The organism is Endozoicomonas sp. SESOKO2 (assembly GCF_024606245.1).
GTDB lineage: Bacteria > Pseudomonadota > Gammaproteobacteria > Pseudomonadales > Endozoicomonadaceae > Endozoicomonas_A.
On record NZ_JAHHPQ010000511.1, the window covers coordinates 15340 to 39887 of the forward strand.

At 48.1% G+C, this 24548-nt stretch carries 25 protein-coding genes and 1 pseudogene; 16 read left to right on the forward strand and 10 right to left on the reverse strand.

Annotated elements, in window-relative coordinates:
- Positions 1-105 precede the first annotated feature (105 nt).
- Positions 106-1491 (reverse strand): S8 family peptidase, encoded by a 1386-nt coding sequence (locus KDK17_RS12150; RefSeq protein WP_257288177.1) that lies wholly within the window; start codon positions 1489-1491, stop codon positions 106-108.
- 569 nt (positions 1492-2060) lie between these two features.
- Here KDK17_RS12150 and KDK17_RS12155 point away from each other — a divergent pair.
- Positions 2061-2495, forward strand: a complete 435-nt coding sequence (locus KDK17_RS12155) for a YHS domain-containing (seleno)protein (RefSeq protein ID WP_257288178.1) — start codon at positions 2061-2063, stop codon at positions 2493-2495.
- A 329-nt stretch (positions 2496-2824) separates the two neighbouring features.
- Positions 2825-4603, forward strand: a complete 1779-nt coding sequence (locus tag KDK17_RS12160; protein WP_257288179.1) for a lysophospholipid acyltransferase family protein — start codon at positions 2825-2827, stop codon at positions 4601-4603.
- Between the two features lie 15 nt (positions 4604-4618).
- Here KDK17_RS12160 and KDK17_RS12165 read toward each other — a convergent pair whose 3' ends face one another.
- A complete protein-coding gene (locus tag KDK17_RS12165; protein ID WP_257281797.1) occupies positions 4619-5164 on the reverse strand; it encodes a DinB family protein in 546 nt (181 codons plus the stop codon).
- Positions 5165-5451: 287 nt separating this feature from the next.
- Between KDK17_RS12165 and gcvH the strand changes: the two genes are divergently transcribed.
- Positions 5452-5844 (forward strand): glycine cleavage system protein GcvH, encoded by a 393-nt coding sequence (gene gcvH, locus KDK17_RS12170; protein WP_257281796.1) that lies wholly within the window; start codon positions 5452-5454, stop codon positions 5842-5844.
- 134 nt (positions 5845-5978) lie between these two features.
- A complete protein-coding gene (locus tag KDK17_RS12175) occupies positions 5979-6737 on the forward strand; it encodes a molybdopterin-synthase adenylyltransferase MoeB (RefSeq protein ID WP_257281795.1) in 759 nt (252 codons plus the stop codon).
- A gap of 5 nt (positions 6738-6742) precedes the next feature.
- Here KDK17_RS12175 and KDK17_RS12180 read toward each other — a convergent pair whose 3' ends face one another.
- Together KDK17_RS12180 and KDK17_RS12185 are read right to left on the reverse strand one after the other, a co-directional pair.
- Complete coding sequence (locus KDK17_RS12180; RefSeq protein WP_257281794.1) at positions 6743-7003, reverse strand: TfoX/Sxy family protein; 261 nt, start codon at positions 7001-7003, stop codon at positions 6743-6745.
- 145 nt (positions 7004-7148) lie between these two features.
- On the reverse strand, positions 7149-7826 hold the full coding sequence (locus KDK17_RS12185) for an AAA family ATPase (RefSeq protein WP_257281793.1): 678 nt from the start codon (positions 7824-7826) through the stop codon (positions 7149-7151).
- 205 nt (positions 7827-8031) lie between these two features.
- On the opposite strand from KDK17_RS12185, the gene mrcB reads away from it, so the two are divergent.
- From mrcB to KDK17_RS12205, 4 genes are all read left to right on the forward strand, one after another.
- Positions 8032-10377 (forward strand): penicillin-binding protein 1B, encoded by a 2346-nt coding sequence (gene mrcB, locus KDK17_RS12190; RefSeq protein ID WP_257281791.1) that lies wholly within the window; start codon positions 8032-8034, stop codon positions 10375-10377.
- Between the two features lie 92 nt (positions 10378-10469).
- Entirely contained in the window at positions 10470-10772 is a 303-nt protein-coding gene (locus tag KDK17_RS12195; protein WP_257281790.1) for a tetratricopeptide repeat protein, read from the forward strand.
- A gap of 418 nt (positions 10773-11190) precedes the next feature.
- Positions 11191-11721 (forward strand): hypothetical protein, encoded by a 531-nt coding sequence (locus KDK17_RS12200; protein WP_257281789.1) that lies wholly within the window; start codon positions 11191-11193, stop codon positions 11719-11721.
- Between the two features lie 148 nt (positions 11722-11869).
- Positions 11870-12181, forward strand: a complete 312-nt coding sequence (locus KDK17_RS12205) for a YqcC family protein (RefSeq protein WP_257253560.1) — start codon at positions 11870-11872, stop codon at positions 12179-12181.
- A gap of 60 nt (positions 12182-12241) precedes the next feature.
- Here KDK17_RS12205 and urtE read toward each other — a convergent pair whose 3' ends face one another.
- From urtE to urtA, 5 genes are all read right to left on the reverse strand, one after another.
- Positions 12242-12937 (reverse strand): urea ABC transporter ATP-binding subunit UrtE, encoded by a 696-nt coding sequence (gene urtE / locus KDK17_RS12210; RefSeq protein WP_257288183.1) that lies wholly within the window; start codon positions 12935-12937, stop codon positions 12242-12244.
- A 37-nt stretch (positions 12938-12974) separates the two neighbouring features.
- Positions 12975-13757: an urea ABC transporter ATP-binding protein UrtD gene (gene urtD, locus KDK17_RS12215; protein ID WP_257288180.1), complete on the reverse strand. Its 783-nt coding sequence runs from the start codon at positions 13755-13757 to the stop codon at positions 12975-12977.
- Entirely contained in the window at positions 13750-14925 is a 1176-nt protein-coding gene (gene urtC / locus KDK17_RS12220; RefSeq protein WP_257288181.1) for an urea ABC transporter permease subunit UrtC, read from the reverse strand. Before urtC ends, urtD begins: the two co-directional genes overlap by 8 nt.
- A 3-nt stretch (positions 14926-14928) precedes the next feature.
- A complete protein-coding gene (urtB, locus tag KDK17_RS12225) occupies positions 14929-16554 on the reverse strand; it encodes an urea ABC transporter permease subunit UrtB (protein ID WP_257281786.1) in 1626 nt (541 codons plus the stop codon).
- Between the two features lie 115 nt (positions 16555-16669).
- Entirely contained in the window at positions 16670-17977 is a 1308-nt protein-coding gene (gene urtA / locus KDK17_RS12230) for an urea ABC transporter substrate-binding protein (protein ID WP_257281785.1), read from the reverse strand.
- Between the two features lie 312 nt (positions 17978-18289).
- Here urtA and KDK17_RS12235 point away from each other — a divergent pair, with 312 nt between their 5' ends.
- The 8 genes and pseudogenes from KDK17_RS12235 (at position 18290) to KDK17_RS12270 (ending at position 23831) form a co-directional block, all read left to right on the forward strand.
- Positions 18290-19207, forward strand: coding sequence for an urease accessory protein UreD (locus KDK17_RS12235; RefSeq protein ID WP_257281784.1), 918 nt, complete (start codon positions 18290-18292; stop codon positions 19205-19207).
- A 72-nt stretch (positions 19208-19279) separates the two neighbouring features.
- The gene (locus tag KDK17_RS12240; RefSeq protein WP_062264019.1) at positions 19280-19582 is read left to right on the forward strand and encodes an urease subunit gamma; all 303 of its coding nucleotides are present in this window, start codon (positions 19280-19282) and stop codon (positions 19580-19582) included.
- Positions 19583-19595: 13 nt separating this feature from the next.
- The gene (locus KDK17_RS12245; protein ID WP_257281783.1) at positions 19596-19916 is read left to right on the forward strand and encodes an urease subunit beta; all 321 of its coding nucleotides are present in this window, start codon (positions 19596-19598) and stop codon (positions 19914-19916) included.
- Positions 19916-21624, forward strand: a pseudogene (gene ureC / locus KDK17_RS12250) (urease subunit alpha). The gene KDK17_RS12245 and the pseudogene ureC overlap by 1 nt, the downstream one beginning before the upstream one ends.
- 96 nt (positions 21625-21720) lie before the next feature.
- On the forward strand, positions 21721-22224 hold the full coding sequence (gene ureE / locus KDK17_RS12255) for an urease accessory protein UreE (RefSeq protein ID WP_257281781.1): 504 nt from the start codon (positions 21721-21723) through the stop codon (positions 22222-22224).
- The gene (locus KDK17_RS12260) at positions 22196-22882 is read left to right on the forward strand and encodes an urease accessory protein UreF (RefSeq protein ID WP_257281780.1); all 687 of its coding nucleotides are present in this window, start codon (positions 22196-22198) and stop codon (positions 22880-22882) included. Before ureE ends, KDK17_RS12260 begins: the two co-directional genes overlap by 29 nt.
- A gap of 11 nt (positions 22883-22893) precedes the next feature.
- Positions 22894-23559 carry an urease accessory protein UreG gene (gene ureG / locus KDK17_RS12265; protein WP_257281779.1) on the forward strand — a complete coding sequence of 222 codons (666 nt, stop codon included), beginning with the start codon at positions 22894-22896 and terminating at the stop codon, positions 23557-23559.
- Between the two features lie 53 nt (positions 23560-23612).
- Positions 23613-23831 (forward strand): HupE/UreJ family protein, encoded by a 219-nt coding sequence (locus KDK17_RS12270; protein ID WP_257281778.1) that lies wholly within the window; start codon positions 23613-23615, stop codon positions 23829-23831.
- A 55-nt stretch (positions 23832-23886) separates the two neighbouring features.
- On the opposite strand, the gene KDK17_RS12275 is transcribed toward KDK17_RS12270, so the two are convergent.
- Complete coding sequence (locus KDK17_RS12275; RefSeq protein ID WP_257288182.1) at positions 23887-24312, reverse strand: DUF4124 domain-containing protein; 426 nt, start codon at positions 24310-24312, stop codon at positions 23887-23889.
- Positions 24313-24548 lie beyond the last annotated feature (236 nt).

Genomic DNA, 24548 nt, shown 5'->3' on the forward strand with positions numbered 1-24548 from the left:
TTAGAAAGACTTGAACTGGAAAAGGAGGATTCTGCCCATCGGGCAGACAAAGGTTCTTTCCGAGAGATAAAGGGTGCAGGCCCGTTAGTACCTGAGACTGGCCATTTATTCATCTCTGGCATCCAGTACAGCAGCACCCGCATCCAAAATACCGGCACCACAGAGACTGGTATTACAGCTGCTACCAGAAAAGGGACGGGCATTCAGTTTGATGATCTCTTCCACTCTGGCCGGTGTTATATCAGGACTGATTGAATACATGAGCGCCGCTACACCAGCAACATGGGGGGTGGCCATGCTGGTACCCTGATAATACTCGTAATTATCCTGAGTGGCAGAAGTGGTGCCAGCATTGGCAGTAGAAAGAATGCCATTTCCGTAATAGCGAGTTTCCCCACCGGGTGCTGAAATATCCACATGACGACCAAAATTTGAATACCAGCTGCGGTTGCCGCTCCGATTAATTGCACCCACCGTAATCACATTCTCACAGTTGGCTGGCGCGGCATAAGCGACGTTGCTGTTTTCATTACCCGCTGCAACAACCACAGTCACCCCGGCATTGACCACTTCATTGATGGCATTTTGATAACTTTGGGGGCAACCATAGGCATAACCACCCAGACTCATATTAATGACTCTGACCGGGTTGTTATTTCGGGCCATGCCATATACATCCAGTCCGGCTGCCCAGCGCATGGCATCAATAATATCCGAGGTATAACCGCCGCAACGGCCTAAAGCACGCAGAGGCATGATTTTAGCATTCCAGGCGACACCGGCCACGCCATTGCTATTGTTTGACTCTGCGGCGATGGTGCCGGAGACATGGGTGCCATGCCAACTGCTCTCAGTGGGAGACGATGGCACGGGTTGGCCGTCGGCATAACCACAGGCTCCAGCTGAAGTCACCGCATCGCCAGAATCAGTCGCATTACTGTCGCGGCCACCACCGTCGTTGGCCATCCACGAATGTGATATGAAATCATGGCCTGACACAACATTGCCATCCAGATCTTTGTGATAGATGATGCCAGTATCTATCACACCCACAACAACATTACCGCCTGTTGTAATATTCCAGGCGGCGGGCAGATTACTGCCTGCAGTCGATTCAAAATAATGCCATTGCTCGTTGTAGCGGGAATCATTGGGCACGCGCATGATTTGCATAATGTAGTCAGGTTCAGCAAAGGCAATCTGAGGGTCGTCTTCCAGACTAGCTGCCAGTGTCTGAACGTCATTAATGTTCAGGCTGCTACCAATCTCGAGAACGTCTTTATCCTTTCCCGCAGCAACACCAAAGGAGCCATAACTGATCCCCTGCTTGATGAATGCCATGGCATTACCCTCGGTGGGCTTGGGGTGGTATTTGACAATGATTCGGTCGGTTACCTGACGGGGAACTGTTTCAATTTCCATTTCCTGAGTCGTGGCCACCATGGGAATGAATCCAAAAAAAGTCAGTAATAAAGCAATCCTTGCTTTCATAGCGAGATATCCTTACCTCTGTTTCTTGTGGGGGATTCAAATCAGTATGGTTGAAGATAAACAGAACGACATCGCAACTTCGTGTCAGTGTCATACCAGGCCCGTAATTTCTGTGATCGCTGACTACAGAGCTTCAAAAAGCCTTTGATAAATTGGCTAAAGGCTTGTTTTGCTATTTTTATGGCCCTGCATATATTCGATTTAGAGATATAAATTATCTAATGAATGGCAAAAATTACTATATACTTGAAGTGAATGGTGCCGATAGCACAGAAGCCCACATCTGGGATTGAAAAAGTTCTTTTCATTCAGTATTGAACACTCTTTCGAGTGGGACGGTTCAATCGGCGCCGGGGATTTCGCCCACCTTCCATCTTGGCGTATTATCAACGATAGAAGCTGGAGCGGGAGCTTGTCAGACACTATCCGGATATGGAGTAATTGTCCGCAGGGAGGCTAGTACATTGAAGCCATCTACCAGGATGATCCGCACTGCTTATTATGAAAATGCCGCTTTTTCCAATCCGATAGCTATTTTTATGGTTCGATGTGAACGGCATTTTTGGCTCATGGCTGTATTTGTCCTGATGTTATTGAACAGTAGCAATGCCTATGCTGCCAAGAACCTTTATACCGGCTGGTTCAGTAATAAGGCCGTCAGTGGTTACGATACGGTTGCTTACTTTACGGAAGGGAAAGCCGTTAAAGGTAATGCCCGATTCAAGTACAAGTACCTGGGGGTAGAATGGTACTTTTCCTCAGAAAAACACTTGCAGATGTTCAGGAAAGCGCCTGATCAATATCGGCCTCAATACGGTGGGTATTGTGCGTGGGCGATCGCCGAGAAAAAGCAAAGAGCTCCGGGTGATCCGAATTACTGGAAAATTGTAGATAATAAGTTGTATCTGAATTACGACGCAGACATTCAAGGAAAGTGGCTAAAGGATATACCGGGCTTTATCAATCTGGGTGACACAAACTGGCCAAAAATGATGGCTGATTAGTACCAGCAACACATTATTTTCAAGGAAGACTTGAAATCGATAACGGTGTCAAACGTATTTGTCTCTCATTACCTCATTCTTTAGCGGGGTCTCGGTACCTCGCTCATCTCTCAAATGAATATCGTCACAGTGTTTTCATATCCTGTTAACGGAATTGTCATTTACCTTTCCTAGTCTTGTTCATGAAGACCAGCTTGTTTATTACGAAAGATTTGAAGTGAGTCAATCTCCTGAGCTGAAGTAAAGCATTGTGGCTATTTAAAGAGGTGTAGCCGACAGGATTTTCAAATAGGTCCATAGCCAGAAGAAAGCAAGAAAGGGAAAGTAGGATGACTCCTGAAAGCTCTCCGTTCAGACTTCCAAAGAAAACACGTTCTGGTATACCAGAGGCTGCTGCCGAATGGCTTCTGGGTCTGAAAACCATCGACCAGATTTATAAAAAAGAAGTTAATGAAGAATACCCCTCAGATGATTTTCTCAAACTGGTACTCAAGATATTTAATATTCAGCACCAGGTAGCTTCGGGGCGCCTGGACTCAATTCCTGCCACAGGGTCTTCCGTTATAGTAGCCAATCATCCTTTTGGTGGAATTGAAGGCGTAGCTCTTGCTGATTTATTGTTGCAGATTCGTCCTGATGTAAAAGTGCTGACGAATGAATTGCTTTGTCGAATTCATGAATTGAAAGGGCTGTTCATAGGCGTGGACATCATCAGCACCAATGTCCGAAAGAAAAATGTAAACGCCATTGAAGAAGCCCGAAAATGGGTGGCAGAGGGTCATCAACTGTTGATTTTTCCTGCCGGTGAAGTGTCCAGTCTGGATCTATCTCTAAAGCAGGTTACCGATCCCAAGTGGAGAAATACCGCTGCCCGAATTATCCGACAAACACAGGCGAAAGTGACACCGGTATTCATCGATGGCCAGAATGGTTGGTTATTTCAGGCTATGGGGTTGATTCATCCCCGTTTAAGAACGGTCAGATTGATCAGGGAACTTTTGAACAAAAGAGGTTCAACCCTGAGCTTTCGCATAGGCCGTAAACTGGATGATTCAGACTATCAATCAATGAGTTCTGACTCTGCACTGACCAATTATCTTCGTTTGCATACATACCTCTTATCCACACATAAACCGTCTCAGACAAAACGGGTTTCCATGCCCCCTAAAGAACGGAAAATGCAGCCCATTGTCGATCCTGTTTCCCCTGAAAGGTTGCAAGCCAACATTAAACAGTTGCCAGAGGACTGTCTGCTGCTGGAGAAGGGGGAAATGATTGTTTACTGCGCCCGTTCAGGGCAGTTGCCTGAAGTGTTGCCAGAAATTGGCCGTCTCAGGGAGGTGACCTTCAGGGGCGTGGGAGAAGGAACCGGTAAACCCAGAGATCTGGATCAGTATGATGAGGACTATCTGCACCTGTTTCTCTGGAATCAGAAAGAAGAAAAAATTATGGGAGCCTATCGGATCGGGCAGGTTGATCAGATCCTCCGCTCCAGAGGTGTCCATGGCATTTATTCCCGCAGTTTATTCCGCTATCACGCTGAGTTTATCCACAAGCTCGGCAGTTGTTTGGAGATGGGGCGGTCGTTTGTGGTGCCTGAATATCAGAGGAGTCTGAGTGCCTTGATGATGCTCTGGAAAGGGATAGGTGCCTATGTGGCTGCCAATCCGTGGTACAAGGTACTGTTTGGGCCCGTCAGCATCAGCAGTGATTACAGCGAGGCTTCCCGTCAATTAATGGCGGGCTGCTTGTCTGTAAATAACTCGGATGCTGTGTTTCGTGATCTGGTTCAGCCGACAACCCCACTGAAGGCGGGTAAAGGGCGCTTTTGGAATCAGGCTGACTTGCTGGGATTGACGGATTTTGAAACACTCTCTTCTCTGGTTCAGCAAATTGAGGAAGACAACAAAGGTATACCGATCCTGTTAAAGCAGTATCTGAAACTGCATGGGGAGCTGGTTGCCTTTAATGTTGATCCAAACTTTAATAATGCTTTGGATGGATTGATTATTGTCGATCTTCTGAAAGTGGATGAAAGAACGCTTAATAAATATATGGGAGTGGCAGGTGCCAGAGCCTTCCTGACATATAACCGGCCTGCGGCGTAGGACTGGTCTTCTCGCTCATGGCTGTTGAGAATCAGTTAACGCTTCGGAAGGATCTTCAGTGGAGGCTCGATGCAGTCTGGTAGCAGTGGCTACACCAAAATTAACGGGCAGCTTGACGCCCTCCTGTGTCAGCATCAGGGCGATCAGGGCGAGATGATGGGTGGTGTGATTCTGCAGAAAAAGCAGTTCTCTGATGATACTGCTGCTGGTTTGAATGAGACTTCCCGAATCTATGACAGCCACCACTGAGACGGTTTCAGGATAATGGGACATATCCTGCCCAGTGAGCAGGATGAGGATATTTTTCAGATATTCCATAGCCTGCTCTAAAGACTCTTCTAGCAGCTGATTCCGGGGACGATTGTCATAATCAATCGCACCGTAATCGAGCCCTCTGAAAAAGCAGTGATAGAACTCAATAATGTGCCTGACATGGGTGCCTACTGAACTCGATAAAAGAGATGAGCTCTTTTTATATTGTTTCACGGAGAGATGGCGGAGCACTGACTCCAGCTCAAAGAGCGTGCTGATATTAAACTGGCGGGCATCGGTCAGTGTCATGATGATTCCAGATTGTTGTTATCCCTGATTTGTTCAGTCTGTCACAGTGGCAGGCTCTTTGTAAGTATCTGGCCAGTTGGTTTTGCATATTGTGGTGTCAACACAATACATTCGTCTTGAATGAAATATTGGCGAAGTCATGGATTCTGGTTAAAATGCCAATCTTGATAAAAAGTACAACTTTTTCGACTACCTTCAAGATGATTGTGCGTTGCGGTCAGTGGCCGGGATTGTGACTGATAGCAGCTGAAAAGAATGAAATTGTTAAGTGACCAGAGGAATTTTCGATGAGCAGCATTCCATCCGAACTGCGTTATGTGCGTTCCCATGAGTGGATCCGAATCGAAGAAGACGGCACAGCCACCATCGGTATTACTGATCACGCTCAGGAAGCTCTGGGTGATGTAGTTTTTGTTGAGCTGCCTGAAGTGGGTTCCATTCTGGCTGCTGAAGATGAAGCAGGTGTAGTTGAGTCCGTAAAAGCCGCTTCTGACCTTTATGCACCTATCTCTGGTGAAGTCGTTGCCATTAACGAAGCACTGGAAGAAGCGCCTGAAACAGTGAACGGTGCACCTTACGATGAAGGTTGGTTCTTCAAGGTCAAGATCACCGATGAAGGTCAGCTGAGCGAGCTGATGGACGCTGAATCCTACGCAGAATTCGTAGAGTCTGAGGCCTGATACGGGGCCAAGACTGACAGTTCATGAAAAGCCCTGCACAGTCAGGGCTTTTCTGTACTCTTTTGCTGATCTTGTTGCTGCACCTTCTGACGGTATACTGCACTCCCCCTTTTCCTGTGAATATGATGCTCACTATGAATGACGATCAGCTGCTGCGCTACAGCCGACAAATACTTTTGCCTCAGATCGATATTGAGGGGCAGGAGCGCCTGCTTAACGCCCACATTGTGGTGGTTGGAATGGGGGGGTTGGGTTGTCCGGCAGCGATGTATCTCGCGGCAGCTGGAGTCGGAAGGCTGACCCTTATTGACCCGGATGTGGTGGATACTACTAATCTGCAAAGACAGATTGCCTTCTCTACCGATGATATCGGACAATTTAAAGTCCATGCCGCGGCAGCAAGAATCAGTGCCATGAATCCTGGCATTGAGGTAGACCCCATTCCAGGAAAGCTCAAAGAGCAGGAGCTACTGAGTCTGCTGGAGAACAGTGATCTGGTTCTGGACGCTACTGACAACTTTGACAGCCGTTTCATGGTGAATCGTTGCAGTGTCCGTGCGGGAGTGCCTCTGGTTACGGGTGCTGCAATCCGTCTAAATGGTCAGTTAACGGTATTTGATCGCTGGCAGGAAAATGCCCCCTGCTATCGTTGTCTCTACTCAGAAAAAGTGGCTGAAGAGCTCAGCTGTTCGGAATCAGGTATTCTGGGACCTGTCGTGGGAACAATCGGTACCATGCAGGCATTGGAAGCAATCAAGTTATTGACAGGAGCAGGCAAGACATTGAATGGCAGGCTGTTGATGTTCGATGCTGCTACTATGGAATGGCAGAGCCTTCAGCTGGCTGCTGATCCGGATTGTCCGGTGTGTGGTCAGGAAGAGAAGAAAGGCTGAGCGTTTCAGCCCTGATAGTTTTTCACTTCACTGAGCAGACGTTGTTTGTGCTCACAGTCCAGTTCATTCCAATGAGCCCCGATTAAAGCGCCTTCAATAGCATAGAGCAGTACTTTGGATACTTTAAAGCCTCTATCTCTGACTTTGCAGTAGGCTACTACGGCGCCTGCCTCATGAAGCTGTTCGAGTGTGCGAATACCCACAGCGTTAAGCCACTGCACTGAAGTTTTACCAAGATTTTTTAATTCGATCAGGTCAGTTGCCATACCGGTTTTCCAAATCGTCCCAAGCGTCCTTGGAGGGTGTGCTTGATATTTCTGAAAGTCAGAATGAAATTTCTTTTAATGAGTTTAATGATAGACGAGTCTTTACGGCTGCCTAGCAATGAGCATCCGAAGAGGGAGAAGTAGATCAATTCAATTGAGCTGTTAGATCTTTTAACAGTTTTTCAAGCCAGCGCTCATCGGCTGTATTTAGCACTATAGTGTGCTTTTTTTCCTGATCCGAGAGCGATTCCTCCCACTGATGTTGTTGTCTGATCAGATCTACAGTCGCCTCAGAAGCGTCAGTGTTGCTGAGTTGACGTTCAGTAATTCGGCTTTTAAGAACGGCATCGGGTGCCATACATTTGACAATAAAAAAGGGAAGTTGAAGTTCAATGGCAGGCTGGCAGCAAAGCGCTCTTTCCTGAAGTTTCAGAGAAGCGCCATCAATGACTACAGAAACACTCTGGCTTAACAGAAAGCGAGCTGTTTTCTGAATAGTCAAATACGTTTTTTGGGTGGCATCCTGTGTGTAAATATCCAGCCCGGCTTCATGGCTTGATGCGTCCGGCTTGAGACCAAATAATCTTTTGCGCTCGATATCCGTTCTGAGCATGGTGCAGTTGAAGTGCTTGACCAGCTCCCGACCTGCTGTTGTTTTTCCTGAACCCGACAGTCCCTGCATAATCACAAGAAATGGTTTTTCACTCTGGCAATTCCGATTAAAGTCAGTCGATTGCACAGGCAAATCCAGTAAAGGTTCCAGAGCTGATTTGCCCGGTGGGCTGATGGCGTCCAGCCAATTTTCTTTTAGGAACGGATGCATAGCTGTGTCACTCAATAAGTTCAGAATTGTCATCGAGTATAGGCAGAAGCTTTCAATTGAAGGTGATTTAAACGCAGGGATTGCGGAAAACATCATAAGCGGGGGTAATGCTTTTTGTTGGTTGCGCTGTTAGAAAATAATCTGATGTAAAAACACGGCAAACCATAGGGCCATTGCGGAAAACTATAGCGTATAATCTCGCACCATGGTAACAAAGAAAAAAACACCGTCCCGGGGCAAACGGTCGCCGGGACACAAGAAAAAAGCCCGAAATGCAGGTGGGGGCAGGCGTTGGTTCCCGACTCTGGTAAAACTGGGAATAGTCGGTCTGATTTTACTTGCTGCTTACTCCGTTTATCTGGACGCTGTTGTCACTCAAAAATTTGAAGGCAAGAAATGGGCGATTCCTGCCCAGGTTTATGCTCGTCCGCTGGAACTCTACGAAGGACAGCTTCTTAACCCTAATGAGCTTCAGGCCCAACTTCGCCGTCAGGGCTATCAGGCCGTTAGAAGCGTCAAACGACCTGGTACCTTTGCCCGCACGGGGAATCACTTCACTATTTATAGCCGGGGTTTTCATTTTCCGGATGGCGCTGAATCATCCCGCCATGCCAGTGTCGTATTTTCTGGCAATGAAGTTATCAGTCTGAAAGGTAAGGCCGCAGAAAATATTCCATTGCTTAGATTGGACCCTCAACTGATAGGAGGTATCTATCCTTCAACCTTTGAGGATCGAATTCTTATCCGTGAATCTCAGGCACCAAGGTATTTGACCACAGCCTTGTTAGCGATAGAAGACAAGAACTTTTATGATCACTGGGGGGTTTCACCGAGCTCGATAGCCAGAGCATTTCTGGTCAATCTGAGAGCCGGAGGGGTCGTACAGGGCGGGAGTACCCTGACTCAACAACTGGTTAAAAACTTTTATCTGAGCAATGACCGAACCCTGACCCGCAAATTTAATGAAGCGATTATGTCGGTACTGCTGGACTTTCATTATTCCAAAGAAGAAATTCTGGAAACCTATCTGAATGAAGTGTATCTGGGGCAGCATGGCCGAAGGGCCATCCATGGTTTTGGTCTGGCCAGTCATTTCTATTTTGCCCAACCTATCCAAGAGTTGAGCCTTGCTCGTGTCGCTCTGCTGGTGGGGTTGGTGAAAGGTCCGTCGTATTACGACCCAAGACGTTTTCCTGAGAGAGCAAAGGCACGTAGAAACTTGGTGCTTGATGTGATGGCAGATGAAGGCGTTGTGCCTCGTTCTGAAGCAGAGCGATCCAAAAAACTGCCTCTGGGCGTCGTGACCCGGGAGCAGCTCAATACCAGTGCTTATCCTGCTTACATTGACACGGTAAAGAAGCAGCTCAGAGAAGATTATGATGAAGGTGATCTTACCTCGGAAGGTCTGAGAATTTTCACCAATATGGACCCCGTCATCCAGCGGTTTGCCCAGAAAAGTATGACTGATACTGTAGATCAGCTAGATAAAAATAACCCTGATTTGCAGGGAGCCATGGTGGTGACCTCTGCCCAGACAGGCGATCTTCTGGCGGTAGTCGGCGACAAGAATCCGGGCTATATCGGTTTTAACCGGGCTCTGGATGCACGACGTCCTGTGGGATCATTGCTTAAGCCAGCGATCTATCTGACAGCGCTGGAGCAACCTGCGCGGTATACTTTAACGACACCTGTCAAGGATTATCCTATTCGGGTAAGCGACGGTCAGGGAGGACTTTGGGAGCCTGCCAATTATGATGGCAAATCCAGAGGTATGGTGCCTTTGCAAGAGGCGCTGGCCAAGTCTTACAATCAGGCGGCGATCCAGACCGGGATGGCTCTGGGTCTTAATAATGTCCTGAATACCATTGAGCGTCTGGGGATTGAGAAAAAACTGCCTCCCTATCCCTCTGTCATGTTGGGAGCAGCGTCCCTTTCCCTTATGGATGTTGCGTCTATGTACCAAACCATCGCCAGCGGAGGCTTCAGGATGCCATTGCGGGCAATTGATGCGGTAGTAGATGCCCGTGGTCATCCATTGAAGCGCTACAGCCTCTCGATTGAGAGAGCATTCGACTCTGCTCCAATAGAGCTTTTGCGACATGCTATGGGTCAGGTAATGAGAGAAGGTACCGGGCGTCGTGCATACTGGAGTATCAGTCAGGATATTCAGTTAGCAGGAAAGAGTGGCACCACCAATGACCTGAGAGACAGCTGGTTTGCTGGTTTTACCGGAAATCTGATGACAGTGACCTGGTTGGGGAATGATGATAACAGCCCAACTAACCTGACTGGCAGTAGCGGAGCCCTGAGAGTCTGGACGCGTTTTATGCAACAGGTGCCAATTAAGTCGGTTCAGCCTTTGAACAGTAGAGAGATTGAGTATGTCTGGATTAAGCCGGTAAGCAATGTGAGAACAGGCAAGAGCTGCGAGGGAGCGGTAAAAGTGCCTTATATCACGGGTTCAGAGCCTGAGGAGTATCAGGGGTGTGGTCGAACCATGATTGAGCCCGCTAAAACTCTGTTTGATTCCATAAAATCATGGTTTGAATGAATGCCCATAGTGAGACAAAAGTGAAAAGATTAATACCACTGCTCTTTGCAGTCCTCTTAACAGGTTGTGCCAGTATTGGTCAGGTGGCGTATATGCCACCCTCCATCTCAGATGCCGATTCATCTCATGCGGATCGAACCGATGCTGTTGGTACTCTGCTGGATCAGGCATGGAATGCCATGGCAGACAACGATCTGAATAGTGCTGGAAGTGCCCTGTCCAGAGCAATGAGAATCAGTCCAACCGATCCATCGGTTTATTACCTGATGGCGCAACTCAGGAAGAAACAGGGGCATTACGGCCAGGCCCGTGAGCTGGCAGATAGAGCTCTGAGTCTGGGGCCAGCCTCAGGCCTCATGCGACAGATCAAGAGTTTTCTGACTTCACTTGGTTAAACAGGGTCGGGCGCATTTTGCTTTTTTTATACAATTTTCACAGTAAAATGCGGTAAGGATTTTCATTTTACAAGACAAACGACGTGCATAAAGTACAGAGAGTTATTGATAGCTCTGGAAGCAGGGTTGAAAAGGCTGAGGTGCTGGCTGGGGAATATCGTTTGAAGTTTACACAGGATGTTTGCTTGCACTTATTGCTTGAATCCAGCGCGACTTACCTGAAACAAATCAAATTTTTACGCAACCCATGAGTCTGAACCCGATGCACATGCTCACTAATGATAATAAGCGGTAGAGGATTTCCATAAAAGCTGCCAGAAATATTTGATTTCATAAGGCTAGCCACTTGCTAATAAAAGTACACAATAACTTTTTGGGGCAGCTACTTTATAATTGATACTCTTCGAGGTAAATATCAATGCTTACCCTGAAAACGGCGTTAATTATTTTGGCTACGATACTTTACTGTTGTATGGCCCATCCAGAAATAAAAAAAATAACACCTAGTGATTTTTTAGTTAAGAGTAGTGATGAAAAGGAAGTAAGATTAAAAATAACGGGAATAGGAGTCATTGAATATATGGCTGAAGTTCAGCATACAAGCGAATTGTGCCAAGGCTGCCGCATGTTTATCATAAGAAATGATCGTGACCAATACTTTATACAGCATCAGAATTTTTTAGAAAAAGGGTCTGGTATTGGAAATGACCCGGCGAGATATGTACACATACCAATAAGATCTGGCAGAGTCAATCGTGAATCAATACAAAGCATTATTCTTTATCATCATTTACATCAACAATCTGAGTCTGAAATGATGACTACACCAATATCAGGACTAATGAGAGTATCTAATAACTCTTACCACTTACCCATGGAAGCAACCAATGCTGTGATGTCTATCGCTTTATCAGGTGAATTTAGTATTCTGCAGGAAGAAACGTTTTAGTATCTGCCTTAACTTCAACAGACTTATCGAATCAGCACAAAAATTCGTGTCTTTAGAAGGCCTTTGCGACACCTCTTCAGAGTGAGGAGGATATCAGGCTATTTTCATAGTAAAATACGTTTTGGGTTTTCAGGGTAAAAGACAGTCAATGAGCACAGAAGTTAGAGAGTTATTGATAGCTCTGGAAGCAGAGTTAAAAAGACTGGAGTGCTGGCAGGCTATGCCACCTTCGGCTCAGGCGCTGGCCAGTACAACACCTTTCTGCATGGATGCCATGGAATTTACTCAGTGGCTGCAATGGCTTTTTATTCCCCGGGTCCATGCCATTCTTGATCAGGGGGCTGACCTGCCAAAAGGTGCAAACATCAAGCCTTATGCTGAAGAAGCCCTGATGGTTGAGAAAATAGAAGCTACTCAACTGCTTTCGCTGGTGGAGCGTTTTGATCAGTTGATGAACTGATTATGATCGCAGAACAGATGGATACAGGCAGAATGTCTGGCTGTATTCATCCGCGCCGTTTTAAACGGTCATCAATTGCCTGACTTCTTCTTCATTCATCTCACTGCCTGCCCCAGACAGTACCAGTTCACCACGATCCATTACGGCATATCGATCGGCCAGATCCCGAGCAAATTCAAAGTATTGTTCTACCAGCAGAATGGCCATTTCTCCCCTGTCCCTGAGCATACCAACGACGGATTGAATATCTTTGATGATGGAAGGTTGAATGCCTTCGGTTGGCTCATCGAGAATTAACAACTCAGGTTGGGTAACCAGTGCCCGGGCAATAGCCAGTTGCTGTTGTTGTCCGCCAGAGAGGTCACCTCCACGACGATGTTTCATATCCAGCAATACAGGAAAAAGATCATAAATTTCCCGATCCACTTTACGCTGCGAACGCGGCAGACAGGCAAATCCTGTTTCCAGATTTTCCTGAACCGTGAGCAGCGGGAAAATCTGTCGACCCTGGGGTACATAAGCAATTCCCTGTCGGGCTCGTTGATGTGAAGTCAGATTATTGATGGACTGACCCTTCCAGAGTATCTGTCCCGACATTACTGAAACACGCCCGGCGACAGTATTCATCAATGTCGTTTTACCCACACCGTTACGACCCATAATACTGGTGACCTGACCTTTGTCCACTTTCAGGGAGACAGACTTCAGTGCCTGACTGGCACCGTAAAAAACATCTATGTTCTGTACTTCAAGCATATTATTCTCCAGCTCAGGGCTGCTATCTGGCCTGAGGCTATCTTCCCAGATAGACGTCGATGACTTTTTGATTCTGCTGAACATGGTCCAGCGATCCTTCTGCCAGTACACTGCCTTCATGAAGCACCATCACTTTACAGTCAAGTGCTTTGATAAAGGCCATGTCATGTTCGACTACCACAACGCTTCGCTCTTCTGACAGTTCCCGCAGCAGATCAGCGGTTCTGAAGGTTTCTTCATCGGTCATACCGGCTGCGGGCTCATCGACCAGCAAAAGCTCGGGGTCCTGAAGCAATAACATGCCTATCTCAAGCCACTGCTTCTGACCGTGAGAGAGAGATGCCCCCGCGAAGTCACGGCGATCCTGAAGGCGGATTCTGCTGAGGGTTTTCTCAATCTTTTTGAAGCCCTCTTTAGAAAGAGCTTTAAAGATGGATTCAAAAGGTGAACGACGACCTTTAAGAGCCAGTTCCAGGTTTTCCCAGACTGTCAGACTTTCGATGACAGAAGGCTTCTGAAACTTTCGGCCAATTCCCAGGTTGGCTACTTCGGCTTCGTCTTGCCGGGTGAGATCGATAGAGCCCCCGGACAGCCTTGTGCTTCCTTGATTAAAAAGCACCTCTCCGGTATCTGGTCGAGTTTTACCAGTGATGACGTCCATCATGGTGCTTTTACCGGCACCGTTGGGACCAATAATGGCCCTGAGTTCGCACTGGTTGATTAAAAAAGACAGGTTGTTCAAGGCTTTGAAGCCATCAAAGCTGACTGTCACATTGTCGAGGTACAGCAGCGTGTTATCAGGTATATGTTTATCAACCATGATCGACTACCTCTTGCTCCTGAGTCCGGGCAGATGGTTTCAAAAACTTCTCACGAACCTGGCCGTATAAGCCAACAACGCCCTTGGGTAGCCAGAGTGTCGTAACAACAAACAGGGCACCCAGGGCAAACAACCAAGCATCGGGCATAGCTCCGGTAAACCATGTTTTGGCATAATTAACGAGCAGTGCACCGATGATTGCCCCGTAGAGTGTTCCCCTGCCACCAACGGCCACCCAAATCACCAGTTCAATGGAGTTGATGGGAGAAAACTCACCCGGATTAATGATGCCTACTTGTGGCACATAAAGTGCACCGGCGATGCCGGCCAACACAGCAGAAACTACAAAAGCCACCAGCTTGAAGTGTTCAACCCGATAACCCATAAAGCGGGTTCTGCTTTCGGCATCCCTGACAGCTATCAATACTCTTCCGTATCGGGAATCCACCAGCCATCGGCAAATCATATAGCCCAGCCCCAGGGCTAGTGCTGAGCACATCAACAGAGCGACGCGGGTTGTATCACTTTTCAGGCTGAAGCCGAGAATATCTTTAAAGTCGGTCAGGCCATTGTTGCCACCGAAACCGAAATCGTTCTGAAAGAACAACAGCATCAGGGCATACGTCAGTGCCTGAGTAATGATGGATAGATAAACGCCGGTGACCCGGGAACGGAATGCCAGCCAACCAAACAGGAAAGCCAGAATGCCGGGAACCAGAGCGACCATCAGCATAGCAAACAAGAAAGAATCAAAACCCTGCCAGTACCATGGCAGTTCCTGCCAACTCAGAAACACCATGAAGTCCGGCAGCTCAGGGTTGCCATAGACTCCACGGTCGCCAATCTGGCGCATCAGGTACATCCCCATGGCGTAGCCGCCGAGGGCAAAGAAAGCCCCGTGACCCAGACTGAGGATGCCGCAGTAACCCCAGACCAGATCCAGAGCCAGTGCCAGAAGGCCCAGACAGAGGTATTTTCCAAGCAGTGTGACAGTATAACTGCTGACGTGCAGGGCAGAGCCTTCAGGTGCCAGCAGATTGAGTCCAGAGACAATAATGCTGATGGCAAAAACGGCAATCAAAAGCCATTTGCCCGCTGGATCGTCCAGAAGAAAACGACTGAGAGGACCTTTACCCCTTGTTGTTGAGGATAATTTTACAGAACTCATGGATCAATCCTCCACCGCACGACCTTTCAGGGCGAACAGGCCTTTGGGTCTTTTCTGAATAAACAGAATAATGAAAATCAGTACCAGAATTTTGGCAATGACTGCGCCTGCCCAGGGCTCCAGCAACTTATTGACTACGCCCAGGCTCATTGCTGCCACTAGTGTGCCCCAGAGGTTGCCAACGCCACCAAAGACCACCACCATGAAAGAGTCGATGATGTAGTTCTGGCCAAGATTTGGACCCACATTGGTCAGCTGAGACAGAGCAACACCAGCAACGCCGGCAATACCGGAGCCAAGGCCAAAGGTCATTGCATCAACACGGTGGGTGGGAATACCCATAGAGTTGGCCATGGCACGATTTTGGGTAACTGCCCGCATATTCAAACCAAATCGGGTGTAGTGCATGATAAATAACAGAGTCAGAAAGACGGTCAGACTGAAGCCAATGATGTAGACCCGGTTCCAGGTTAAAGATAAAGCATCATTGATGATCCAGGAGCCGCTCAACCATTCCGGTGTTGATACTGCCTGATTCAGGGGAGAAAAAATGGTTCTAACGGCCTGTTGAAGTATCAGACTGATACCAAAAGTAGCCAGAAGCGTTTCCAGTGGGCGACCATAAAGGTGACGTATGACGAGTCGCTCAATCAAAATGCCAACCGTACCAGCGACAACAAAGGCGGCAGGAATGGCAATAAACAAAGATTGCTCCATTAATGATGGAAAGGCAGATTGAATGATGAAAGTCGTATAAGCGCCAAGCATCATCATTTCGCCATGAGCCATGTTGATAACGCCCATAACGCCAAAAGTGATCGCCAGCCCAATGGCAGCCAGAAGTAATACTGAACCCAGACTCAAGCCAAAAAAAACACTTTCTATTGCGGAATAGTAGTCTTGTCTTCGATCCATGTCGGCCAGAGCAGAGTCTATGCCCAGAAGAATTTCCTTGTTTTTAGTCTCTGTTTTAATTGACTCCAGTGCTGAACGAACAATCGGATCATCAGACTCAGACAGAATTTCAAGGCTTTGAAGCTTCAGTTCATCATTGCCGTGTTGGATATGATACAAGGCAACCGCTGTTGTCAGAGCCGAATGAACATCCTCATCGGATTCTGTCTTCAGCATCGCCTTCAGAATGGCTAACGTCTCAGCCTGAATGTTCCTGGAGGTTTCTTTCACTGCCTGGAGGCGCTTGTCCGGGTCTTCAGACTTGAGATCCCAGATTGCCAATGCGGTTCTGATGGCGTTTCTCAGCCGGTTATTGATTTTGATTTTTTTCAGGCTGCGTTTTTTGACTTCACCCAATGCTTCATCTGTGATCGGGTCTGCAATGAGATACATACGGCCTGATCTGTTGCCTATGACCAGGCGATCTGTGCTCTTTTCAATAAACAGTTGGCCAGACAACCACAGGGTTAAAAGCTTCTGGCTTTCATCATCACCCTTGGCAGAGAGTTCGGTGATGGTGGCCTCCAGTTTGTCCCATGACTTTTCACTCAATTGTCTGGCCAGCTCTTCACGACTGTTGGTGTGACTGTCGGTCAGAGCCTGTGCTGATGAGACAAAGACAAAAAGAAGACAGAGGCATACTAACGGCAATATTTGCCAGAGTCTCCAGATCATAGAATTTCCAGTTAATAAGTATTTGGTTGTCTGCCTTGCTTCAGGCAGGCTTTGGGAACGGCATGAAAGAGTTAACTTCTCATGCCATGTGGCTTCAAAAAAAACGACTAATCAATCAGTAGTTCTGACCGGAGCAGACGCCTGATTCCAGGTTGTAGTTGCCGCATTTGATTGGGGCTGACCAGTCAGCAACGATCTTTGAGCTTTCGGGCAGATATTGAGTCCAGGCATCACCAATGACACCACCCTTGGTTTCCCAGACGATTTCGAACTGGCCATCGTCCTGAATTTCGCCAATCAATACCGGTTTGGTCAGGTGATGGTTGGTGTTCATTACAGCGATACCACCGGTCAGGTTGGGAACAGTGATGCCATACATGGCTGAACGAACGCCATTGACATCAGTGGTTCCGGCTTTCTCAACGGCTTTTGCCCACATGTTGAAGCCAATATAAGTGGCTTCCATTGGATCATTGGCTACGCGCTCTTCATTCTTGGTAAAGGTCTGCCAGGTTTCGATAAACTCATCGTTGATATCACTCTCGGCACTCATGAAGTAGTTCCAGGCTGCCAGGTGGCCTACCAGAGGTGCGGTATCTATTCCTGACAGTTCTTCTTCACCGACAGAGAAGGCAATCACCGGAATGTCTTCAGCAGCTATACCCTGGTTAGCCAGTTCTTTGTAGAAAGGTACGTTGGCGTCACCATTGATCGTGGATATAACCGCCGTCTTTTTACCGGCATTACCAAACTTCTTGATATCAGAAACAATGGTCTGCCAGTCAGAGTGACCGAAAGGCGTGTAATTGATCATGATATCTGACTCTTTGACACCCTTGCTCTTCAGATAGGAGTCCAGAATCTTGTTGGTGGTTCTTGGGTAGACATAGTCAGTACCGGCCAGTACAAAACGTTTGACGTTGCCACCTTCAGAACTCATCAGATAATCAACTGCAGGAATAGCCTGCTGGTTTGGCGCTGCACCGGTGTAGAAAACGTTTTTGGATGACTCTTGTCCCTCATACTGAACCGGGTAGAACATCAGGCCGTTCAACTCTTCAACCACAGGCAGAACTGACTTTCTGGAGACTGAAGTCCAGCCACCAAAAATGACGTCTACTTTTTCTTTTGCCAACAGTTCGCGGGCTTTTTCTGCAAACAGTGGCCAGTCAGAGGCAGGATCAACAACGACTGCTTCGAGCTTCTTGCCCAGCAACCCACCTTTCTTATTCTGCTCGTCCACCATCATTAAAACAGTGTCTTTCAATGTGGTTTCACTGATTGCCATAGTGCCAGAAAGAGAATGTAAAACACCCACCTTGATGGTATCTGCAGCCTGGGATATGACCGAAAATGACAGGGCGGCAGTTGCGGCAGACGCTACAATCAGGCCTCTCGAAAGTTTTTTGAGGGAGCTTTTCATAGTTCTTATTCATCCTTTTTTTATCCTTATGTGCGACAGTGAGACAGCAATGTGTATGCCAATATTGACAGTCGTTGTCGTTCATGTAGAAAGGCTTTTACTATTAGCACCTGAGATAAGGTGAATCTCTTTATATCGTCTTGACAGCACGTGCCTTATTTCAGAATATCTCTGCTCACCAATGCGGTGCTTATGCGTTCTTTTGGTGCGAATAAAGCTGACTTTATGGTCAAGAATGTCAGCAGCTGCATAAAAATAAAATGGAACATCTTTTGCACGCCAGAGATGACCTTTAACACGAAGGGATGAAGTATGGGGCTGGCACTTAATCTACTTTCTAACCCGCGATCTAACCCGCGATCTAACCTGGAGATTGATTCTGACCAGGATAACGTTGCGCCCGGTGACAGGGGCTGGCGTGCTGGTATTGCTGTTGAACTGAAATATCAGGATGGCTATACCCGCATGGGCCGTACGCGTCATTATGGACCTTTGCGAATTCAGCGTCCCTTTTGGCCAGAGGGTAAAGACCTGCTCCATCTTTATATTCTTCATCCCCCCGGGGGACTGGTTGCCGGTGATGAGCTGATTCAGAGTTTTAAAGCTCACTCTGGTGCGTCTGGATTGGTTACCACACCTGCTGCCGGGAAAGTCTACTACAATGGTAATGGCCGCCTTCAGAAACAGCTGACGTCCATGGTCGTTCAGGAGGATGCCTGTCTGGAATGGTTGCCTCAGGAAACCATTGTTTTTAATGGTGCAGAAGCGGAGTTGAATACTTCTGTTGAGCTGACCGGCAATGGTTGCTACGCAGGCTGGGACATTCTTTGTCTGGGTCGGAAAGCCAGTGGCGAAGCGTTCAGGCAAGGTAAGGTAATCCAGAACCTTCAGCTCGCTCGCAATGACCAGCCGCTTTATCGAGAAAGACTGGAACTGGTTGCGGGATCACCTCTTACTCAGTCGCTTCTTGGTCTGAATGGCCAGCACGTTTTCGGCACACTTCTTATGACCCTTCAGCAAGACCCCGGATGTGATCATCTGCATGAAAGGCTGGAAGCCCTTGGGGCTTCGAAGTGTGTGGCCGTTACCTGGCGAAACGGGGTTTTTATTGCCCGTTATCTGGGCAGCTCACCAGAACAGGCCAGGACTTTGTTTGCCTGGCTTTGGAATGATCTCCGTTGCTTATTGAATGGCCGGCAAGGTTGTAAGCCCAGAATCTGGAATACCTGATCGTTGATGCCTGTAGCATATTAGTTGCCTATGGCTTGTTAAAAGACAACAAGAATAAATTGGAGGGCTCTCATGGAGCTGACCCCCAGAGAAAAAGACAAATTGCTGTTATACACCGCAGCATTGGTTGCTGAACGTCGCCTTGGCAGGGGAGTGAAGCTGAATTACCCGGAATCCATTGCCCTGATTTCCATGCACATAATGGAGGGGGCCAGAGACGGCAAGACCGTCGCTCAGTTAATGAATGAAGGGCGTGAAATCCTGACCCGGGACAACGTCATGGAAGGCATTCCGGAGATGATTCATGAAGTTCAGGTAGAGGCCACTTTCCCAGATGGCACCAAGCTGGTGACCGTTCACAATCCCATTGCCTGATGCAGGAGCTTTTATGATTCCAGGAGAGGTCATTGCCTCCGAAGAGGCGATCGAAATCAATGAAGGGCGGAAAACTTGTGTTGTGACCGTCGCCAATACGGGTGACAGGCCGGTTCAGGTTGGCTCTCATTACCATTTCTACGAGGTAAACCCGGCACTGGCTTTTGATCGGCAGCCGACATTGGGTTTCCGGCTGAATATCCCGGCAGGCACCGCTGTTCGTTTTGAGCCTGGTCAGGATCGACAGGTTGAGCTGGTTCGTTTCGCCGGGGAAGGCAAGATCTATGGTTTCCGTGGTGATGTCATGGGTGAGCTGGAGCAGGGAGAAAAATAATGGCCAGAATGGAACGTCAAACCTATGTGGACATGTTTGGTCCGACAATAGGAGACAGAGTACGTCTTGGTGATACTGATCTGTTCATCAGTCCGGAGAAAGATTTTACCGTCTATGGCGACGAAGTGAAGTTTGGTGGTGGCAAGGTGATTCGTGACGGTATGGGCCAGAGTCAGAGAACAGGAGTTGATGTGGTGGATACGGTCATCACTAACGCACTGATTCTGGATCACTGGGGCATCGTCAAAGCGGATATTGGCATTAAAAATGGCCGGATAGAAAAGATAGGCAAGGCTGGCAACCCCGACGTGCAAGCCGGAGTCGACATTATCATCGGTCCTGGCACCGAAGTGATTGCCGGCGAAGGTCAGATTGTCACTGCGGGGGGGGGGTTGATGCCCACATCCACTTCATCTGTCCCCAGCAAATAGAAGAAGCTCTGGCTTCCGGAGTGACCACCATGCTGGGTGGTGGCACCGGGCCTGCCACAGGAACCAATGCAACGACCTGTACACCCGGTGAGTGGCATATGACTTCCATGTTACAGGCTGTGGATAGTCTGCCCATGAATATTGGTTTTCTTGGCAAAGGCAACGCCAGCATCCCCGCAGCACTGGAAGAACAGGTTCTGGCGGGAGCCATGGGGCTCAAGCTTCACGAAGACTGGGGAACCACTCCCGCTTCTATCGATTGTTGCCTGGGCGTTGCAGAGAAGTACGACATTCAAGTCGCTATTCACACCGATACCTTGAATGAATCGGGCTTTGTTGAAGATACTATTGCCGCATTCAAGGGAAGAGTTATCCACACCTACCATACCGAAGGTGCCGGTGGTGGACATGCTCCCGATATTATCAAGGCCTGTGGTGAAGACTTTGTTCTACCGTCGTCTACAAACCCTACTCGTCCATACACCATCAACACGGTTGATGAACATCTGGATATGCTGATGGTTTGTCACCATCTCGATCCGAACATTCCTGAAGATGTGGCCTTTGCCGATTCCCGTATTCGCCGCGAAACCATTGCAGCAGAAGATATTCTGCATGATCTCGGCGCTTTTTCGATGATCGCTTCAGACTCTCAGGCTATGGGCCGGGTTGGTGAGGTGGTTTGTCGTACCTGGCAGACGGCTCACAAAATGAAAGTACAACGGGGATTGTTACCTGAAGACTGTTCGGCGGGTGTGGATAACTTCAGGGCACGTCGTTATGTGGCGAAATACACAATGAATCCGGCCATAACCCACGGTATCTCCCATGAAGTGGGTTCTATCGAGCCGGGTAAGTTGGCTGACCTGGTGCTGTGGAAACCGGCATTTTTTGGTACCAAGCCATCTCTGGTATTGAAGGGGGGCGCAATTGCTATGGCACCCATGGGCGATCCCAATGCATCCATCCCGACACCGCAGCCGGTCCACTATCGCCCCATGTTTGGAGCGCTGGGTAAAACCGTTTCTGCTACCTCACTTTCTTTCGTTTCACAGGCCGCCTTTGAAAACGACATTGGTAGTAAACTTGGGTTAAATAAAATCCTGTCTGCGGTAAAAAATACCCGAACTATTCGCAAGAAAGATATGCTGTTGAACACTTGGCAGCCCCATATGGAGGTTAATCCGGAGACGTACGAAGTGCGTGCCGATGGCGAGCTGCTGGTATGTGAACCAGCCAAAGTCGTTCCTCTGGCTCAGCGCTACTTTCTTTTTTAGGAATATCTTTAAGAGCTTTTTTTGTGAGCCTTTTTCGAGCGCAAAGACTTTTACTGTCAATGGCTCAAAACAAATCAAGACAAAGGAAAATAAGAAATGCTGAAGTTAACCAGGCGCTTGCAGGAAACTGATGTTCAGCACAATGACGAGCTATTGCTGCCATTTGATGAGCGCAAGAGAGGTCGTTTGAAAGCGACCACCCTGAGCGGGAGAGAAGCAGGAATATTCATTGAGCGGGGCGATGTTTTAAGAGGCGGCACTCTGCTTCAGGCAGACACTGGTGAAGTCGTGTTGGTGCGCGCCAGTGATGAAGAAGTCACAACAGCCTACTGTGAGGATGCCGTGACGTTTGCCAGAGCATGCTATCACCTCGGTAATCGTCATGTCCCCTTGCAGGTGGGCAATAACTGGCTTCGATTCCAGAAAGATCACGTTCTGGATGAAATGGTGATGTTACTCGGGCTGACTGTAGACCACACAGAGGCTCCTTTTGAGCCCGAAAACGGTGCTTATGCCAAAGGTCATGGTCATCATCACCATGGTGAGCACAGCCATGAGCGGGTGGAAAGCTATGAGCGGATGGAAAGCCATGAACACTGAGGCATTACTTGGGCTTTTGCATCTGTCCAGTCCAGCCCTGCCTGTTGGAGCCTTCGCTTATTCTCAGGGTTTGGAAACAGCGATTGAGCGACAATGGTGTTTTGATCGTGAGTCCACCTGCCATTGGATCTCCCAGCTACTAACGGAGGGAATGGGCCGTCTGGATGTTCCGGTGTTCTTCCGACTATACGACGCTTTTCAGTCTGATGACAGGCCTTCAGTTGAGCACTGGAATCGTCAATTGCTCGCCTTTCGGGAAACTCGCGAACTTTATGATGAAGACTGTCAGGTAGGCAAGGCATTCAAAATCTGGCTGACGTCTTTATTCCCTGAAGAGTCCAGGGCGGACTGGCTGGAGATGCCCACTCAAGCAGCTATGTTTGCATTATCCAGTTTATGCCACGGCATGAAGAAAGATACTGCCGCTATCGGACTGTTGTGGTCATGGTGCGAAAACCAGGTGACAGCGGCTACCAAGGCGGTGCCTTTGGGGCAGACCGATGCCCAGAAAATTTTGCAACATCTGGCCAGTGAAATTGGCACTGTGATCGAGAGCGCTAAAACGATTCATGATCACAAATTGGGTAATAATCTGGTGCATTACGCCATGGCCAGCAGCTGGCACGAGCACCAGTATTCAAGATTGTTCAGATCTTAGGAAGAAGCAATATGACAAGCAAGCAGCCTCAGACCCTTCGGGTGGGTGTCGGTGGTCCGGTAGGGTCCGGTAAAACAGCACTGCTCACCAAACTTTGTGCTTCCATGCGGCAGCACTACAACCTGGCAGTGGTGACCAATGATATTTATACGAAAGAAGACGCACAGTTTCTGATTCGCAATGAAGCGCTGGATGAAGATCGTATCATTGGTGTTGAAACCGGTGGCTGTCCCCATACGGCGATTCGTGAAGATGCGTCTATGAATCTGGCAGCAGTTGATGAGCTTTGCCAGAGACATCCAGGCCTGGAAATGGTTCTGGTGGAGTCTGGTGGTGATAACCTTAGTGCAACCTTCAGCCCTGAGCTGTCAGATCTGACACTTTATGTCATCGATGTTTCCGCCGGAGACAAGATTCCTCGCAAGGGTGGACCGGGTATCACCCGCTCTGATTTGTTGATCATCAATAAAACCGATCTTGCACCTATCGTTGGAGCCTCTCTGGAAGTGATGGACAGAGATGCGAAAAAGATGCGCGGGGATCGCCCTTTCCTGTTCACCAACCTGAAAGCGGAGCAGGGTGTTCGTGAAGTGATCGACTTTATTGTTGACAAAGGCATGCTGGAAGCGAAAATGCCTGAAAGACAGGATCATGAACCTGCTGCCGTGAGCGTATAATCTCTCACAGTTCACCGTTTTCGGTTATAAAAATAGACAGGAGTAGTACGATAATGAAAAATCTGAGCGCCGTTTCTGCAACCTTTGCCACTGTCCTGGCCTCTTCTCAGGTGTCTGCCCACCCCGGAGACCATTCTGAGGGTAGCGTTTTCTCCATGCTGATGCACTTTATGACGGAGCCTGATCATATGGTGTTTATTGGCGTTACCGGCGCACTGGCGTGTTTTTCCTACCGTATGTATAAAAAGATTAATGCCGGTAAAAAACGTTAGAGTTAATGAATGAAGCCGGGCAGTAAAGCCTGTCCGGTGGTCATCTGGCAACGGTTCAGAAGCAGTGTTGCTTCATTTGCTGACGAATTCTCTCCTTCTCCCTTTCCCGGCCTTTTTCGTTCAGTATTTCAAAGCTGCCGTCGGCTTTGTTCACACGTACCTGGTCATCGCTGTTGAGTGTCTCAAGATTGGCCGAAAGTGTCTTACAGTACGCCAGAACTTCCGGGGGGTGAACGGATTGGGGTGGATTCTCAGGGATGGACTCAGGCTCAGAGTCAACGGGAGGGTGCGGTTCTTCAGGCTCTTTTTCTTGCTCGTCCAGCGTTGAAATGACTTCTGTATCAACGTTGACGAGTGGTGGTCTGGAAGAGTAATGAACGGTGCCGCTTTCATCCACCCACTTGAAAATCTTTTCTGCCTGAACGGGAAGATTGAGGCAAGCCGTTAGCAGTAGCAAAATCAGGGCTTGTATTGCTTTCATGCCGGTTATCCTTAAGCGTTTATTTATTATTGGAAACACCACGGAGCCGGGCTTTTAGCCTGATGATAGTGAGCTAAAGCTGTTTTTCTGGCTCATGATTGTTTGCAGTCATTACTCTAAATGTAAGCAATTTCTGGCAGAATATTGAAAAAGCTTTAACTCATTGATTTATTTGAATTATTTTTATCAAATAAAACTGTGTTTCAATAAATACCCCATCTGATATACCCTAAAAA